Annotated in this window: 11 protein-coding genes; 8 read left to right on the top strand and 3 right to left on the bottom strand. The window is 74.2% G+C overall.

Annotated elements, in window-relative coordinates:
• Window positions 1-8: 8 nt before the first annotated feature.
• Genes ABT299_RS09555 through ABT299_RS09535 form a run of 5 tightly spaced genes read left to right on the top strand, consistent with a single transcriptional unit; the run spans window position 9 to window position 6,633 of the window.
• Window positions 9-1,631: an ABC transporter substrate-binding protein gene (locus ABT299_RS09555; protein ID WP_500250353.1), complete on the top strand. Its 1,623-nt coding sequence runs from the start codon at window positions 9-11 to the stop codon at window positions 1,629-1,631.
• Window positions 1,632-1,633: 2 nt separating this feature from the next.
• Window positions 1,634-2,590, top strand: coding sequence for an ABC transporter permease (locus tag ABT299_RS09550; protein WP_500250352.1), 957 nt, complete (start codon window positions 1,634-1,636; stop codon window positions 2,588-2,590).
• Window positions 2,587-3,468: an ABC transporter permease gene (locus ABT299_RS09545; RefSeq protein WP_500250351.1), complete on the top strand. Its 882-nt coding sequence runs from the start codon at window positions 2,587-2,589 to the stop codon at window positions 3,466-3,468. The genes ABT299_RS09550 and ABT299_RS09545 overlap by 4 nt, the downstream gene beginning before the upstream one ends.
• Window positions 3,469-3,508: 40 nt before the next feature.
• Complete coding sequence (locus tag ABT299_RS09540; RefSeq protein WP_500250350.1) at window positions 3,509-5,206, top strand: dipeptide ABC transporter ATP-binding protein; 1,698 nt, start codon at window positions 3,509-3,511, stop codon at window positions 5,204-5,206.
• Window positions 5,203-6,633: an NtaA/DmoA family FMN-dependent monooxygenase gene (locus ABT299_RS09535; protein WP_500250349.1), complete on the top strand. Its 1,431-nt coding sequence runs from the start codon at window positions 5,203-5,205 to the stop codon at window positions 6,631-6,633. Before ABT299_RS09540 ends, ABT299_RS09535 begins: the two co-directional genes overlap by 4 nt.
• Before the next feature lie 47 nt (window positions 6,634-6,680).
• Here the strand turns inward: ABT299_RS09535 and ABT299_RS09530 are convergent, their stop codons facing one another.
• The gene (locus ABT299_RS09530; RefSeq protein WP_500197801.1) at window positions 6,681-7,991 is read right to left on the bottom strand and encodes an LLM class flavin-dependent oxidoreductase; all 1,311 of its coding nucleotides are present in this window, start codon (window positions 7,989-7,991) and stop codon (window positions 6,681-6,683) included.
• A gap of 66 nt (window positions 7,992-8,057) precedes the next feature.
• Between ABT299_RS09530 and ABT299_RS09525 the strand changes: the two genes are divergently transcribed.
• Window positions 8,058-9,065: an LLM class flavin-dependent oxidoreductase gene (locus tag ABT299_RS09525; protein ID WP_500250348.1), complete on the top strand. Its 1,008-nt coding sequence runs from the start codon at window positions 8,058-8,060 to the stop codon at window positions 9,063-9,065.
• Here ABT299_RS09525 and ABT299_RS09520 read toward each other — a convergent pair.
• A complete protein-coding gene (locus ABT299_RS09520) occupies window positions 9,062-10,279 on the bottom strand; it encodes an SfnB family sulfur acquisition oxidoreductase (protein ID WP_500250347.1) in 1,218 nt (405 codons plus the stop codon). The two genes, ABT299_RS09525 and ABT299_RS09520, sit on opposite strands and share 4 nt — an antisense overlap.
• A gap of 240 nt (window positions 10,280-10,519) precedes the next feature.
• Here ABT299_RS09520 and ABT299_RS09515 point away from each other — a divergent pair, with 240 nt between their 5' ends.
• Entirely contained in the window at window positions 10,520-11,608 is a 1,089-nt protein-coding gene (locus ABT299_RS09515) for an LLM class flavin-dependent oxidoreductase (protein WP_500250346.1), read from the top strand.
• 13 nt (window positions 11,609-11,621) lie between these two features.
• A complete protein-coding gene (locus ABT299_RS09510) occupies window positions 11,622-12,998 on the top strand; it encodes an NtaA/DmoA family FMN-dependent monooxygenase (protein WP_500250345.1) in 1,377 nt (458 codons plus the stop codon).
• 16 nt (window positions 12,999-13,014) lie between these two features.
• On the opposite strand, the gene ABT299_RS09505 is transcribed toward ABT299_RS09510, so the two are convergent.
• Window positions 13,015-13,884, bottom strand: a complete 870-nt coding sequence (locus ABT299_RS09505) for an MBL fold metallo-hydrolase (protein ID WP_500250344.1) — start codon at window positions 13,882-13,884, stop codon at window positions 13,015-13,017.
• Window positions 13,885-13,909: the final 25 nt, after the last annotated feature.

The following is a 13,909-nucleotide window of genomic DNA, read 5'->3' as shown; positions in this document are numbered from 1 at the left end:
TAGGAAAAATGAAGAATAAGAGCTCGTCCACGCCCCCTCGGCGCGCCGCGTTCGCGTGGACCGCCGCGCTCGCCGTATCGGCCCTCCTCCTGTCCGCGTGCGGCGGGTCGGGGAGCGGCGCCGCGGCGGGCTCCCGGCCCCGCGACGGCGGCACCCTCGTCGTCGGCCAGTACCAGGAGGTGACGCAGTTCGACCCGAACCGCCAGTACTCCTGGGAGACCTGGCGCATCGACCGCAACATCTACGAGACGCTCGTCGACGAGGACCTGTCCTCGCCCACCGGCGTGCCGAAGATCGTGCCCAGGCTGGCGACGTCGTGGAAGGTGAGCGACGACGCCAGGACCTACACGTTCACCCTGCGGCAGGGCGTGAAGTTCAGCGACGGGACACCGTTCGACGCCGAGGCCGTGCGGTTCAACGTCCGCCGCTTCTCCGACCCCGCGTTCAAGTACTACGACAAGGTCAGCGCCGCCACCATGTCGCTGGTCTACGGCGACCTCGCGTCGGTCGAGGTCGTCGACGACCACACGGTGCGGTACTCGTTCAAGCACCCCTTCCTGGACTTCCTCCGGCAGATCCCGAACAGCGGCAACGCGGCGTCCGGCATCTTCAGCCCGGCCGCGCTGGAGAAGTACGGCCAGGACGGCCTCGCCGACCACCCGGTGGGCACCGGGCCGTTCACCTTCCAGGAACGGGTCCGCGGCGACCACACGACCCTGGTGCGCAACACCGGCTACTGGGGCGCCCGCCCCCACCTCGACAAGGTGGTCTTCAAGCCCGTCGGCGACGACCAGAGCCGGGTCGCCGCGCTGCGCAGCGGCGCCGTCGACCTCATCAGCCGCGTCCCGCCGGACTCGGTGGCGTCGCTGGAGAAGGCCGGCTTCACCGTCCCGGAGAACAAGAACGTCCCGCAGATCATCTACTACAGCTACAACTTCCAGAACCCCTACCTGCGGGACAAGCGCGTCCGGCAGGCCATCGCCCAGGCCGTCGACCGCAGGCAACTCGCCGCCAAGATCTACAAGGGCTACGCCGAGGCGGCGACCTCGATCATCAACCAGGGCAACGAGGCCTACGACCCCTCCGCCGTCGATTACCCGTACGACCCGGCGGCGGCGAAGAAGCTCATCGCCGACGCCGGCTACCGGCCCGGCCAGGTCAAGTTCACGATCCTGAGCGACACGACCGGGCAGCCCACGGCCGAGTTCATCCAGCAGGGCCTCAAGGCCGTCGGCATCGACGCGAAGGTCGAGTCCTTCGAGTGGATCACCTACGGGACCCGCACCGCCAACCTCACCCCGACCGACGGGATGTACCTGGGGGAGTGGGGCTACGTCGCGGCGAACTGGGTGCGGATCGCGCACGACCACAGCGTGGTCGCCCACGACGGTGACAAGTACTCCGACACCAGCGACGCGACCAACAAGGCGATCGAGGCGGCCGCGCACAACGCCGACCCGGCCAAGGCCACCGGACTGTGGCAGGACGCCGCTCAGGCGTGGGCCAAGGACGCCACGATCCTCCCGCTGCTGTCGTTCAACCGCTACTACGCCGTCTCGTCCCGCGTCGGCGGGTTCGTCTGGCCGCAGCAGGACCACTACGACCTGTCCAGGATCTGGGTGGCGAGCTGACGATGGCGCGTCGGATCCTGTGGCGGCTGGTGAACGTCGTCCCGCTGCTCTTCGTCATCAGCCTCCTGGTGTTCTTCATCTCGCAGGCGGGCCCGGCCGATCCCGTCCGCGGCGCGCTCAGCCAGAAGATGTCGCCCGCGCAGATCGAGCGGATCCGGCAGGCGTACGGGCTGGACCGGCCGGCCTGGGCGCAGTACCTGAGCTGGCTGAAGGACATGGTCGCGCACGGCGGCGGCGTCTCGCTCAGCCTGCGCAGCCCCGTCTCCGGGATCGTGTTCCCGGCCTTCCGCAACACCCTCCTGCTCGTCGCCGGCGCCACGCTGCTGACGGTCGTGCTCGGGGTCGCGATCGGCTTCGTGGCGGGGATCCGGCACGGCCGGCTCGCCGACCGGGTCACGATGCTGTTCGTGCAGGTCGGCAGCAACCTGCCCATCTACTGGCTCGGTCTGATCATCATCTACCTGACCGCGGTCGAACGGCGGTGGCTGCCCGCCGGCGGCATGCACGACCTGCGCGGCGACGGCGGCTTCGGCGACCTGCTGCTGCACCTGGTCGCCCCCGCGTTCGCCGCGTCGCTGGTGTCGACGCTGATCATCGCGCGGTTCGTCCGGGCGGCGGTCATCGAGAGCGAGCGGTCGGACTACGTCCGCACCTACCGGTCCCAGGGGTTCGGCCGCGCCGCGATCCTCGGCAAGCACGTCGGCCGCAACGTCCTGCCGCCGATCGTGAACATCACCGGGCTCACCGTCGGCTCGGTGATCACCGGGGTGGTCTTCGTCGAGACGATCTTCTCCTGGCCGGGCATCGGCAGCGTCCTGCTCAACGCCATCGCCGCGTCGGACTACCCGGTGATCCAGTCGGGCGTGCTGCTGGTCGCGGTGACGTTCGTGCTCGTCAACCTCGCCACCGACGTCGCGCTCGACCTGCTGAACCCGCGGCTGAGGCACGGTGCCGCATGAGCGCGCCCACCGTCTCCACCGCCGGCGCCGAAGGGACGGCGCCGCCGCGGCCGCGGCGCTCCGCCCTCGCGCGGTTCGCGCGCGACCGGCAGGCCGTGCTCGGGCTCGCCGTGATCGCCGTCGTCGTCGCGGTCTCGGTGCTCGCCCCGTGGCTGGCGCCGCACGACCCGAACGCCGCCGACGCCGAGAGCGTCCTGGCGCCCGCCGGATCGGCGGGGCACCTGCTCGGCACGGACGAGCAGGGCCGGGACGTGCTGAGCCGCCTGGTCTACGGCGGCCGGACCGCGCTCGTCGTGTCCGTCGCGTCCGTCACGGCCGCCCTGGTCGCGGGGACGGCCGTGGGGCTGTTCGCCGCGTTCGCGGGGCGCCGCGCGTCCGGGGCGCTGATGCGGCTCGTCGACCTGATGTTCGCGTTCCCGGTGATCCTGGTGGCCCTGTCGCTCGCCGCGGTCGTCCGGCCGGGCGCGTGGGTGCTGGCCGGGACCGTCGTGTTCGGCGCCGTCCCGTACGTCGCCCGGATCGTCTTCGCCGAGGCCCGGGTCGAGCGCGAGAAGGACTACGTCGAGGCGGCGCGCTCGCTCGGCGCCTCCGAGGCGGCCCTCGTGTGCACCGAGGTGCTGCCCAACCTCGCCTCGTCCGTCGTGATCTACGGGACGAGCCTGGTCGGGGTGAACATCGTCTTCACCGCCAGCCTCAGCGCGCTCGGCCTCGGCGTCCAGCCGCCCGACGCGGACTGGGGCCGGATGATCTCCGAGGGCGCCAAGGTGCTGGTCACCGGCAGCCCCGGCGTCGCCACGTTCCCCGCCGCCGCCGTCCTGCTGGTCTCGCTGGCCTTCAACTGGCTCGGCGACGGCCTGCGCGACGTCCTGAACCCGTGATCCCGGCCATGACCGCGCCACGAGACCCCGGAGGTCGGAAATGAACGCCGTGCTCACCGTGCAGGGCCTCAGCGTCGAGTTCACGCTGCCCGGCGCCCGGGTCGAGGCGGTGCGGGGCGTCGACCTGGAGATCGGCGAGGGCGAGGTGCTCGCGCTCGTCGGCGAGTCCGGATCGGGCAAGAGCGTGACGGCCGCCGCGATCCTCGGGCTGCTGCCCCGCGGCGCCCGCGTCACCGCGGGCAGCGTCCGCTTCCGCGGCACCGAGCTGGTCGGGCTGCCGGAGCGGCGGCTCAACGCCCACCGCGGCTCCGGCATCGGAATGATCTTCCAGAACCCGGTCACCTCGCTCGATCCCTCGTTCGCCGTCGGCGGCCAGCTCGGCGACACCGCCCGCCTGCACCTGGGCGTCTCCCGGAGCGAGGCGGCACGGGTCGCGGGCGGCTGGCTGGAACGGGTCGGCATCCCCGACCCGGACCGCGTCCTGCGCTCCTACCCGCACGAGCTGAGCGGCGGCATGCGGCAGCGCGTCATGATCGCGCTCGCCGCGCTGTCCGGCCCGGACCTGCTCATCGCCGACGAGCCGACGACCGCGCTGGACGCCACCGTGCAGAAGCAGATCCTCGACCTGCTGCTCGGCCTGTCCGCCGAGACCGGGACGGCGGTGCTGCTGATCACCCACGACTTCGGCGTGGTCGCGCACACCGGCTCCCGCGTCGCGGTGATGCGCGAGGGCGCGATCGTCGAGGTGGGGGACACCCGGCGGGTGCTCGGCGCGCCGTCGCACCCCTACACGCGGTCGCTCATCGAGTCGGTGCCCGAGATCGGGCGGGGCCGGCCGGGCGCGGGCCGCCGCCCGCCCGCCGCCCGGCGCGCGGGCGGGTCGCCGCCCGGCGGGGCACGGTCCGGCGGCGCGTCCTCCGGCGAGGCGATCCTGGAACTGCGGGGCGTGTCGAAGGAGTTCGCCGTCGGCGGCTTCGGGACCGGACGCCACCGGAGCGTGGTCCGCGCCGTCGGCGACGTCTCGCTGAGCGTGCGGCGCGGCGAGACGTTCGGGCTCATCGGCGAGTCCGGGTCGGGCAAGTCGACGCTCGCCCGGCTCTCCGGCGCCCTGCTCCGGCCCACCGCCGGGTCGGTCCTGTTCGACGGTGCCGACGTCGCCGCCGCGGACGCCCGGGGCCGCCGCGACCTGCGGCGCCGCTTCCAGTACGTCTTCCAGGACGCGGCCACCGCCCTGAACCCCCGGCTCAAGGCGGGCGACCAGATCGCCCGGCCGCTCGTCCGGCTGGGGAAGGCCGCGAACCGCCGGGAGGCCGCCGCCCTCACGGCCCGCGCGCTGGAGCTGGTCGGCCTGCACGCCGCGCACGCCGACCGCTACCCGCGCGAGTTCTCCGGCGGGCAGCGCCAGCGGGTGAGCATCGCGCGGGCCATCGCGCTGGAGCCCGACCTGCTCGTCCTCGACGAGCCCACGTCCGCCCTCGACGTGTCCACCCAGGCGAGCATCCTGGACCTGCTCTTCGACCTGAAGGACGAGCTCGGCCTCACCTACCTGTTCATCGGCCACGACCTCGCGGTGATCGAGTCGGTCTGCGACCGCATCGGCGTGATGCGCCGCGGGTCGCTCGTCGAGACCTTCCCGGTGGACGACCTGTCCGCCGAGGACCGCCATCCGGCCACCCGCGCCCTGCTCGACGCCGTCCTCCCGATCGGCGCCGCGCACGAAGCCAAGGAGATCTCATGACCACGCGTCCGCTCATCCTCAACGCCGTCGAGATGAGCACGGCGGGCCACATCGCCTTCGGCCTGTGGCGCCGCCACTCGCCGGCGGCGCGCGACTACACCGACGTCGGCTACTGGGTCGAGCTCGGCCGGGTGCTGGAGGACGGCGGCTTCGACGCGCTGTTCCTCGCCGACGCGCTCGGCCAGCTCGACACCTACGAGCGCTCGGCCGACCGGGCGCTCACCGACGCCGTCCAGACGCCCCTGGACGATCCGCTGCTGGTGGTGTCCGCGATCGCCGCCGCCACCAGCACCCTGGGCATCGGCGTCACGGTGTCGACGACCTACGAGCAGCCGTACCTGCTGGCCCGCAAGTTCACCACGCTCGACCACCTCACCCGCGGGCGGATCGGCTGGAACATCGTCACGTCCCAGCTCGACAGCGCCGCGCGCAACCTCGGTCTCGACCGCCAGCTGCCCCACGACCGGCGCTACGAGCTCGCGCAGGAGTTCCTCGACGTCACCTACAAGCTCTGGGAGGGGTCCTGGGACGACGGCGCGGTGGTCAAGGACCGGGAGCGCGGCGTCTACGCCGACCCGTCGAAGGTGCACGCGATCGGCCACTCCGGCGAGTACTTCTCCGTGCCCAGCGCGCACCTGTCCGAGCCGTCGGCGCAGCGCACGCCCGTGCTGTTCCAGGCGGGCTCGTCGCCGCGCGGGCGCGCGTTCGCCGCCCGCAACGCCGAGGTGGTGTTCGTGGCGGGGATCGAGCCGGTGGCGCTGCGCCGCAACATCGAGGAGATCAGGAGGCTGGCGGCGCTGGAGGGGCGGGGGCCGGACGCGATCCGGTTCGTCGGCCTGGTCACCGTCATCGCGGACGCGACGGACGAGGCCGCTCACGCCAAGCTGCGCGACTACCAGCGCTACCGCAGCGTCGAGGGCGCCATCGCCCACTTCTCCGCCATCACCGGCATCGACTGGGCGCAGTACGACCTCGACGCGCCGCTGGAGTACATCGAGACCGAGAGCAACCGGTCGATCCTCGCGAGCCTGACCAAGGACGTCCCCGGCACCTCGTGGTCGCTCCGCGACGTGTTCGGGTCCCCGGACGGCGTCGGAGGCTACGGGCGGCCCATCGTCGGCGGCGGCGCGACGGTCGCCGACCGGCTCGAGGCGCTCGCCGACGAGTCGGGGCTCGACGGCTTCAACATCGCCGGAGCGGTCGCCATCGAGGACTACCGGGCGTTCGGCGAGTACGTGACGCCCGTCCTCGCCGAGCGGGGCCGCGTCAGCGAGAAGGCGCCCGGCCGCACGCTCCGCGAGGCGCTGTCCGGCGCGCCGTCGCCGCTGCTCCCCGCCGACCACCCGGCGGCGCGCTACCGCGGCGCGTTCGCCGGCCGGCCGTCCGCGGCGCCTCCGCTCCTCACCACCACCGGCACGAAGGGCTGACCATGACGACCGGCGCCTCCGGCGCCCGGCCCTCCCCGCCGGCCTGCTCAGGCGGGGAGGGCGACCGCGGAGGGGCCGGGCGTGGGCGAGGCGGCCCCGAAGTGCTCCCGCAGCGTGCGGGTCTCGTACTCGTGCCGGTAGAGGCCCCGCGCGCGCAGCAGCGGCACCACCTCGTCGACGATGACCTCCAGCCCGTCGATGAGGCGGTCGGGCTGGAGGTTGAAGCCGTCGATCGCGCCGGAGCGGAACCAGTCCTCGATGTGGTCGGCGAGCTGCTCGGGCGTCCCGACGAACCCCGCGTGCCCCGACCCGGTGTAGCGGGTCTGCCGCAGGTACTCGCGGACCGTCGGGTTCGTCCGGCGGATCTGCTCGACGATCGACTCGCGGAACCCCAGGCTGCCGGTGAAGGTCTGCGGGTCGGCGGGCGCCGCGAGGACCTCCTCGGGGAACGGCTCGTCCAGCGGCAGGGTGGACGCGTCGAACCCGATCGCCTGGGACAGCCACTGCGCCGAGTAGGACGCCGGCCCGAGGTCGTGCAGCTCGTCGCTGCGGCGCCGGGCCTCCTCCTCGGTGCTGCCGAGGCTGAGCAGCAGCCCCGGCAGGATCCTGACGTCGTCGGGGCGCCGGCCGAACGCGACGGCGTTCCGCTTGACCTGGCGGTAGTGCTCGATCGCGCCCTCCTTGGTCAGCTCGGCGGCGAAGACGCCCTCGGCGAACCGGCCGGCGAGCCGGCGGCCCTTCGGGGAGCCGCCGGCCTGCAGCAGCACGGGGCGGCCCTGCGGCGACGGCGGCACTCGCAGGCGTCCGGCCAGGTCGAGGAAGCGCCCGTGGTGGTCGACCGGCTCCCCGGTGCGCGCGGACTCCCACAGCGCGAGCACGGCCTCGACGAACTCCTCGGCGCGGTCGTAGCGGTCGTCGCGTCCGGGCACGTCGGGCAGGCCGAAGTTGCGGGCGGCCGCGGCGCCGCGGGTCGTCACGATGTTCCAGCCGGCGCGCCCGCCGGAGAGCAGGTCGAGGGACAGCAGCCGCTCGGCCAGCTCGAACGGGTCGTTGAAGGTGGTGGACGCGGTGACGACCAGGCCGACGCGGCGTGTGGCGGCCGCGACGTGCGCCCAGGTGACCGTGGGCTCCAGCCGGCCCGCGTTGGCGTCGTGGGAGGGGTCGCCGAGCGCGGGGCCGTCGGCGAGGAACACGGCGTCGAGCGTCCCGCGTTCGGCGAGGCGCCCGATCGTGCGCCAGTACTCGGGATCGACGAAGGCGTCCGGCCCCAGCCGGGGCGACTGCCACGCGGCGGGCAGGTAGCCGAGGACCAGGACGTTGACGCCGAGCAGGACATGGCCGGTGCGGGGTCGGGACACGGACGCTCTCCTCGATGCCATAAACTCTACTAACTCTACCGACAATATAGGAAATTAGGAGTTCTCATGCCGGATCTCGACGGCGCACGGCCGCGTCTCGCGCTGGCGCTGACCGGCGATCAGGCGCTCGCCGTGCAGGCGGAGGACGCGCTCGCCTCGCTGCTCGACCGCGCCCCGCTGGCCTTCACCGTCGTCGGCGCCGACCGCGTCGCGCCCGCCGAGGCCGGTGCCGACCGCACCGTGGACCCGAGCATGCTCGCGACCGTCCTCGCGGCCCGCACCACCACCGCCGCGTTCCTCTTCGCGTCGTCGCCGGTGCGGGACCACCCGTACAACCTCGCGCGTCGGGTCGCCTCCCTCGGCCACCTGACGCGCGGCCGGGCCGGGCTCGTCCTGGGCGTCGCCGATCCGCTCGCCGCCGCCGGCCGGGCTCGCGGCGAGGGCCCCGAGCTCACCCGGCGCGCCGGTGCCGAGGAGGCGCACGACCTGGCGTCGGCGACCCGCGAACTCGAGCAGACCTGGCCGTACGACGCCATCGTCGCCGACCGCGAGCAGCGGATCTTCGCCCGCGGCGACCGGATCCGCCGCGCCGACCACCAGGGCGTCTACTCGGTCGCGGGCCCGCTGACGCTCCCCGCGCCCCGCGACGGCGCGTCCGTCGTCGGCTGGTGGGCGAACCGTGCGGACGAACTCGAGGCCGCCGCCGACGTGGCCGACGTCGTGATCGTCCCGCAGGGGCTCGTGTCCGGCGCGCGGTCCGCGGTCGACGCGGCCTCCGGCCGGTACTTCGCCGATCCGGGCCGCCGTCCCCTGCTGTTCACGGTGGTCGACGTCCCGCCGGGCACGACGGTCGCCGACGTGCGCGCCTCGATCGCCGCCGCGTCCGAGGCGGACGGCATCGTGCTGCGTCCCACCGGCTCCGACCCGAGCGAGGCCATCGGACTCGCCGGCGGGCTGCACGCCGGCGAGCGTCTCCCCGCGGGCCCGTTGCGCGCCCGGCTGGGACTGCCGGAGGCCGCGGACCTGCTGCCCGACGGCCCCGGCGTGTTCCCGGCCCCCGTCCCCCAGCCCTAGATGAGCGGGTAGCGCGGCGGGTTCGTCCCGTTCAGGGTGTGGTTGCCGATGTGGACGTACTTCCAGCGGGCGGGGTCGTGCAGCGAGTGGGTGCGGACGTTGCGCCAATGGCGGTCCAGGCCGTGGCTCGCGTCGGCGGCGCTGGTCCCCGCGAGTTCCAGGACGTCGGTGGCGATCTGGACGGCGACCTCCTGCGCGTACGCCTTGGCCTCGGCGACCGCCAGCGACGCGGCGGCGGTGTTCTCGTCCGTCAGCGCGGGGGCGGCCAGTGCGGCGTCGACGGCGCGGCCGCCGCGCTCGAACAGCGCCTCCAGCGCGTGCAGCAGCGTGGTGAGCCGGCCGAAGCGCAGGACTGCGTGCGGCTCGTCCGACACCCGCTCGACACCGGACTCGAACCACGGGCGCGAGCGGTCCCGGACGAAGGCGGCGCCCTCCTCCAGCGCCGCGCGGGCGATGCCGACGTCGATGGCCAGGTGCAGGAGCTGGTCGTAGGCGCCGAGGATCAGCGGCGGCGGGTCGGCGGGCACCGGCCCGAGGTGCAGGACCCGCTCGGCCGGGACGTGGACGCCGGTGAACACGATCGATCCGCTGGCCGTCGCGCGCTGCCCGAACGCCGTCCAGTCGTCGGCGAACTCCACGCCCTCGGCGTCGCCCGGCACGAACGCGGTGACCGGAAGGTTCTGGTCGCCCTCCAGGGAGGCGGCCACGCCGATCCACTGCGCGCCGAGCGCGCCGGTGGTGTAGTACTTGCGGCCGTCGAGCCGGTACCCGCCCGCCGGATCGGGTGTCACCGCGGTCAGCCGGTCGAAGACGTGCTTGGTGCCGCGCTCGGCGGTCGCGTTGCCGATCCGCGCACCCGCGGTGATCCGCCCGTAGAAGAACTCCTTCTGCGGCTCGGTGCCGGCCTGCCCGAGCAGGGCGGTCAGCACGAAGTGCGCGAGCACCAGCTGCGCCACCGACGGATCGGCCGCGGCGATGATCCGGAACACCTCGGCGACGGTGCTCGCGGCGACCCCGCCGCCGCCGTGCTCGCGCGGGACCGAGACGGCCAGCAGCCCGCTGGCGGCCAGCTCGTCCAGCTCGGCGGCCGGGTGCCGGGCCTCGCGGTCCCGCTCGATCGCTCCGGGCGCGATCCGGGCGGCATAGGCGCGCGCCGCCTCGACCGCCGCGGCGTCGGAGAGCGCCGGAGGCGCTGTCGTGGTCGGACTCGTCATCGTCATCCTTTCCTATTAACTAGGTCGGTTATACATGGAATTAGCCGAGGCGGCCATCGCCCGCACCCTCCGGGAGGGGTGCCGTCGGGGGAGGGGGCGGGGTGTCCATGCCGGGCCGTGGTGATTTCCTACTTTAACGGTAGGTATTGACGGTAACAGCGAGCCGTGCCTACTGTTCCCCGCAGAGGTTCGGGCCGCCCGGCGGAGGACGGCTCCCGACCGCGAACCGGAGGGTGCCGCATGAGTGAACCCCGCCTGCCGACGGCCATCGAACTCGACGGCGACGGCGCCCATCCGGCCGCATGGCGGTACTCCGGGCGACCACCCGGCGCGGTCCTCACCGCGGGAGCGCTGCGCGACGGCGTGGCCGCCGCCGAGGCCGCCGGCTTCACGCTGGCCACGTTCGACGACGCGCCCGTCCCGCCGCACGCGGGCGTCAACGCCGCCGGGCGGCTGGAGGCCGGCACCCGGGCGGCGTTCGCCGCGACGATCACCGAGCGGATCGGCCTCGCGCCGGCCCTGCACGTGACGACCACCGAGCCGTTCCATCTCGCCACCCAGCTCGCGAGCCTCGACCACGCCGGCCGCGGCCGGGCGGCGTGGCTGGTCGGCGCCGCGAACGCCCCGGAGTCGCTCGCGACGATCGGGGCGGCCCCGCTCGCCCCGGAGGAACTGCGGCGGGAGGTGCGCGACGTCGTCGACGCCGCCCGGCTCCTCTGGGACTCCTGGGAGGACGGCGCCGTCATCAAGGACGCCGCCACCGGACGGTTCCTGGACGCCGACCGGGTCCACCACATCGACTTCGCGGGGGCCCGGTTCACGGTCAAGGGCCCGCTGATCACGCCCCGGCCGCCGCAGGGGCAGGTCGTCGTCCTCGCCCCGGCGGCCCTCGGCCTCGGAGCCCGCGCCGACATCGCCCTCGTCGGCGGGCACGACACGGCCGCCCTCGCCGAACGCGCGGCGGAGGCGCGGGAGGCCGGCGCCCCGCTGGCGTTCGCCGAGATCGAGGCCGTCCTGGGCGGGACCGACGCCTCCGCCGCCGGACGCGCCGCCCGGCTGGAGGAGTCCGCCGCCTGGCCGGACACCGGCCGGTTCCGGTACGTGGGGTCCGCCGGCGGGTTCGCCCGCCTGCTGCGGTCGCTCGCCGGCACCGTCGACGGGGTGCGCCTGCATCCGGCCGTCCTCGCCGCCGACCTGCCCCTGCTCGCCGAGCACGTGCTGCCCGCCCTCGCGGCGGCCGGCCTGCACCGCCCGCCCGCGACGGGCGCGAGGCTGCGGGACGCCCTCGGACTGCCCCGCCCCGCGAACAGGTTCACCGCCGCCTCCTGAGGGGAACTCGACCATGACCGAAGCCGCCACGGGCGCCCCCTACGATCCGCACGCCCGGGTCCACCTCGGCGTCTTCTACACCGGTGTCGGCCCGCAACTCGTGTGGAACGATCCGGCCGCCGCCGACCACGTCGCGATCGAGACGTTCGTCGAGGTCGCCCGCCTGCTGGAGCGCGGGCTGTTCGACGCGTTCTTCCTCGGGGAGGGGCTGCGGGTCCGGGAGAACCGCGGCCGCGTCCACGACCAGGACGTGGCCGGCCGTCCCGACGCGATCACGCAGATGTCCGCCCTCGCCGCGGTCACCGAGCGGATCGGGCTGGTCGCCACCCAGAACGCCACCTACAACTTCCCGGCCGACCTGGCCCGCAGGCTCGCCAGCCTGGACCTGCTGTCCGACGGCCGCGCCGGCTGGAACATCGTCACCACCGACAACGCTTGGACCGGCGCGAACTTCCGCCACGGCGGCTGGCTGGAGCACGAGCGCCGCTACGACAGGGCCGGCCAGTTCGTCGACGCCGTCACCGCGCTGTGGAACGCCTGGGAACCGGACGCCGTCGCCGCCACCGGGGAGGCGAAGAGCTGGGCCCGGCCCGGCTCCATCGGCGAGGTCGCCCGCAGCACCGACCTGGTCGACCTCCGCGCCGTCGCCACGGTGCCCGCGAGCCGGCAGGGCCGGCCGGTCCTCTTCCAGGCCGGCGACTCCGACGGCGGCCGGGAGCTCGCCGCGTCCCGCGCCGACGTGGTGTTCTCGGCGAACACCTCGTACGACAAGGCCGTCGCCTACGCGGCGGACCTGCGCGCGCGGCTCGCCAGGTACGGGCGCTCGGCCGACTCGCTGCGGATCCTTCCCGGCGCCTCCGTCGTCCTCGGCGACACACCCGACGAGGCCCGCGAGCGCGCCCGCTGGGTGCGCGAGGAGCAGATGTCCGCACCGCGCGCGATCACGTTCTTCGAGCAGTACTGGGGGACGGACCTGTCCGGGTACGACCCGCACGGGCCGCTTCCCGACGTCGACCCCGTCGAGGGCGAGCTCGACCCGTCGCGCGGCACCATCCCCATCGAGCGGCGCACCGGCAAGCACGCGCTGATCGCCCGGTGGCGTGAGCAGAGCGAGCAGCGCGGCCTGTCGATGCTGGAGCTGGCGCGGGAGGTCGCGCCCGGGCACCCCGCCTTCGTCGGCACGCCGTCCCAGGTCGCCGACGAGTGGGTCCGCTACGTCCGCACCCGCGCCGTCGACGGGTTCAACATCACGCCGTACCTGATCCCCTCCGCGCTGGAGGACATCGTCGACAAGCTCGTCCCCGAACTGCAGGAGCGCGGCGCGTACCGCACCGCCTACGAGGGCGAGACGCTGCGCGAGCACCTGGACCTGCCGCCGCTGAACCCGTAGGAAGGGGCCCGGATGGTCAGGGGACCCAGCGGCGGGCCGTGAACCGCGTCCCGTCGCGGCCGATCTCGACGGCGCCCGGCCCGCAGAAGTGGGCCGGCACGACCAGCGCGGCGGTGTCCGCGGCCCGTTCGAGGAGGCGGCGGCGGGTCCGGGCGGCGGCGGACGGGTCGTGGCAGAAACAGCTGGAGGCGTCCGGCGCCAGAAGCTGGACGGGCGTGTGGAGCAGGTCGCCGACGAACAGAGCGCGCTCGCCCTCGGACTCCACGGCGAGTACCCCGTGCCCGGGCGTGTGCCCGGGGGCGAGGTCGAGCCGCAGGTTCTCGTCGATGAGGAAGTGGTCCTCCCAGACGACCGCCTGCCCCGAACGCAGCACCGGCTCCACCGACCGGGCGTGGACGGCGGCGCTGCGCCCGGGCTCCTCCACCAGCGTGTCCGGGGCGAAGAAGGCGAGGTCGGCGGCGGAGAAGAGGTACCGGGCCCGGGGGCAGAACGGGACGTGCCCGCCGTCGTCCTCGCGGGTGTTCCAGCCGACGTGGTCGGCGTGCAGGTGGGTGCACACCACGAGGTCGACGTCGCCGGGCGCCACGCCCGCGGCGGCGAGCGCCGCCGGCAGGTCGCCGCCGGCCGGCACGCCCTCCTGGCGGGGGTCGGGGGCCAGACCGGTGTCGATGAGGATCGTGCGCCCGGCACTGCGCAGCAGCCAGCTGTGCACGGAGACGCGGACGCGGCCGGAGCCGGGGTCCCAGTGGTCGGGAGCGAGCCAGGAGCGGTTCGCCTCCCAGAGATCCGGGCCGGTGCCGGGGAGCAGCTCGGCGGGGGTCAGGGGCAGATTCTCGAAATGCGGGATCCGGGTCACCGAGACCGCGCCGATGTCGAACGTGCGCATACGCTGATCTTCGTGACGCCCAGGC

It is taken from the genome of Spirillospora sp. NPDC000708, from assembly GCF_040299565.1.
Classification (GTDB): domain Bacteria; phylum Actinomycetota; class Actinomycetes; order Streptosporangiales; family Streptosporangiaceae; genus Spirillospora.
The sequence above is the reverse complement of the archived record's forward strand: the minus strand, read 5'-3'. Positions and strand labels throughout refer to the sequence as shown.

Bases quoted from the DNA above. Each gene is read 5' to 3' on its own strand.
- ABT299_RS09510 (WP_500250345.1), top strand. From the start codon at position 11,622: ATGACCGAAGCCGCCACGGGCGCCCCCTACGATCCGCACGCCCGGGTC.
- ABT299_RS09535 (WP_500250349.1), top strand. From the start codon at position 5,203: ATGACCACGCGTCCGCTCATCCTCAACGCCGTCGAGATGAGCACGGCG.
- ABT299_RS09525 (WP_500250348.1), top strand. From the start codon at position 8,058: ATGCCGGATCTCGACGGCGCACGGCCGCGTCTCGCGCTGGCGCTGACC.
- ABT299_RS09505 (WP_500250344.1), bottom strand. From the start codon at position 13,884: ATGCGCACGTTCGACATCGGCGCGGTCTCGGTGACCCGGATCCCGCAT.
- ABT299_RS09545 (WP_500250351.1), top strand. From the start codon at position 2,587: ATGAGCGCGCCCACCGTCTCCACCGCCGGCGCCGAAGGGACGGCGCCG.
- ABT299_RS09540 (WP_500250350.1), top strand. From the start codon at position 3,509: ATGAACGCCGTGCTCACCGTGCAGGGCCTCAGCGTCGAGTTCACGCTG.
- ABT299_RS09550 (WP_500250352.1), top strand. From the start codon at position 1,634: ATGGCGCGTCGGATCCTGTGGCGGCTGGTGAACGTCGTCCCGCTGCTC.
- ABT299_RS09520 (WP_500250347.1), bottom strand. From the start codon at position 10,279: ATGACGAGTCCGACCACGACAGCGCCTCCGGCGCTCTCCGACGCCGCG.
- ABT299_RS09555 (WP_500250353.1), top strand. From the start codon at position 9: ATGAAGAATAAGAGCTCGTCCACGCCCCCTCGGCGCGCCGCGTTCGCG.
- ABT299_RS09515 (WP_500250346.1), top strand. From the start codon at position 10,520: ATGAGTGAACCCCGCCTGCCGACGGCCATCGAACTCGACGGCGACGGC.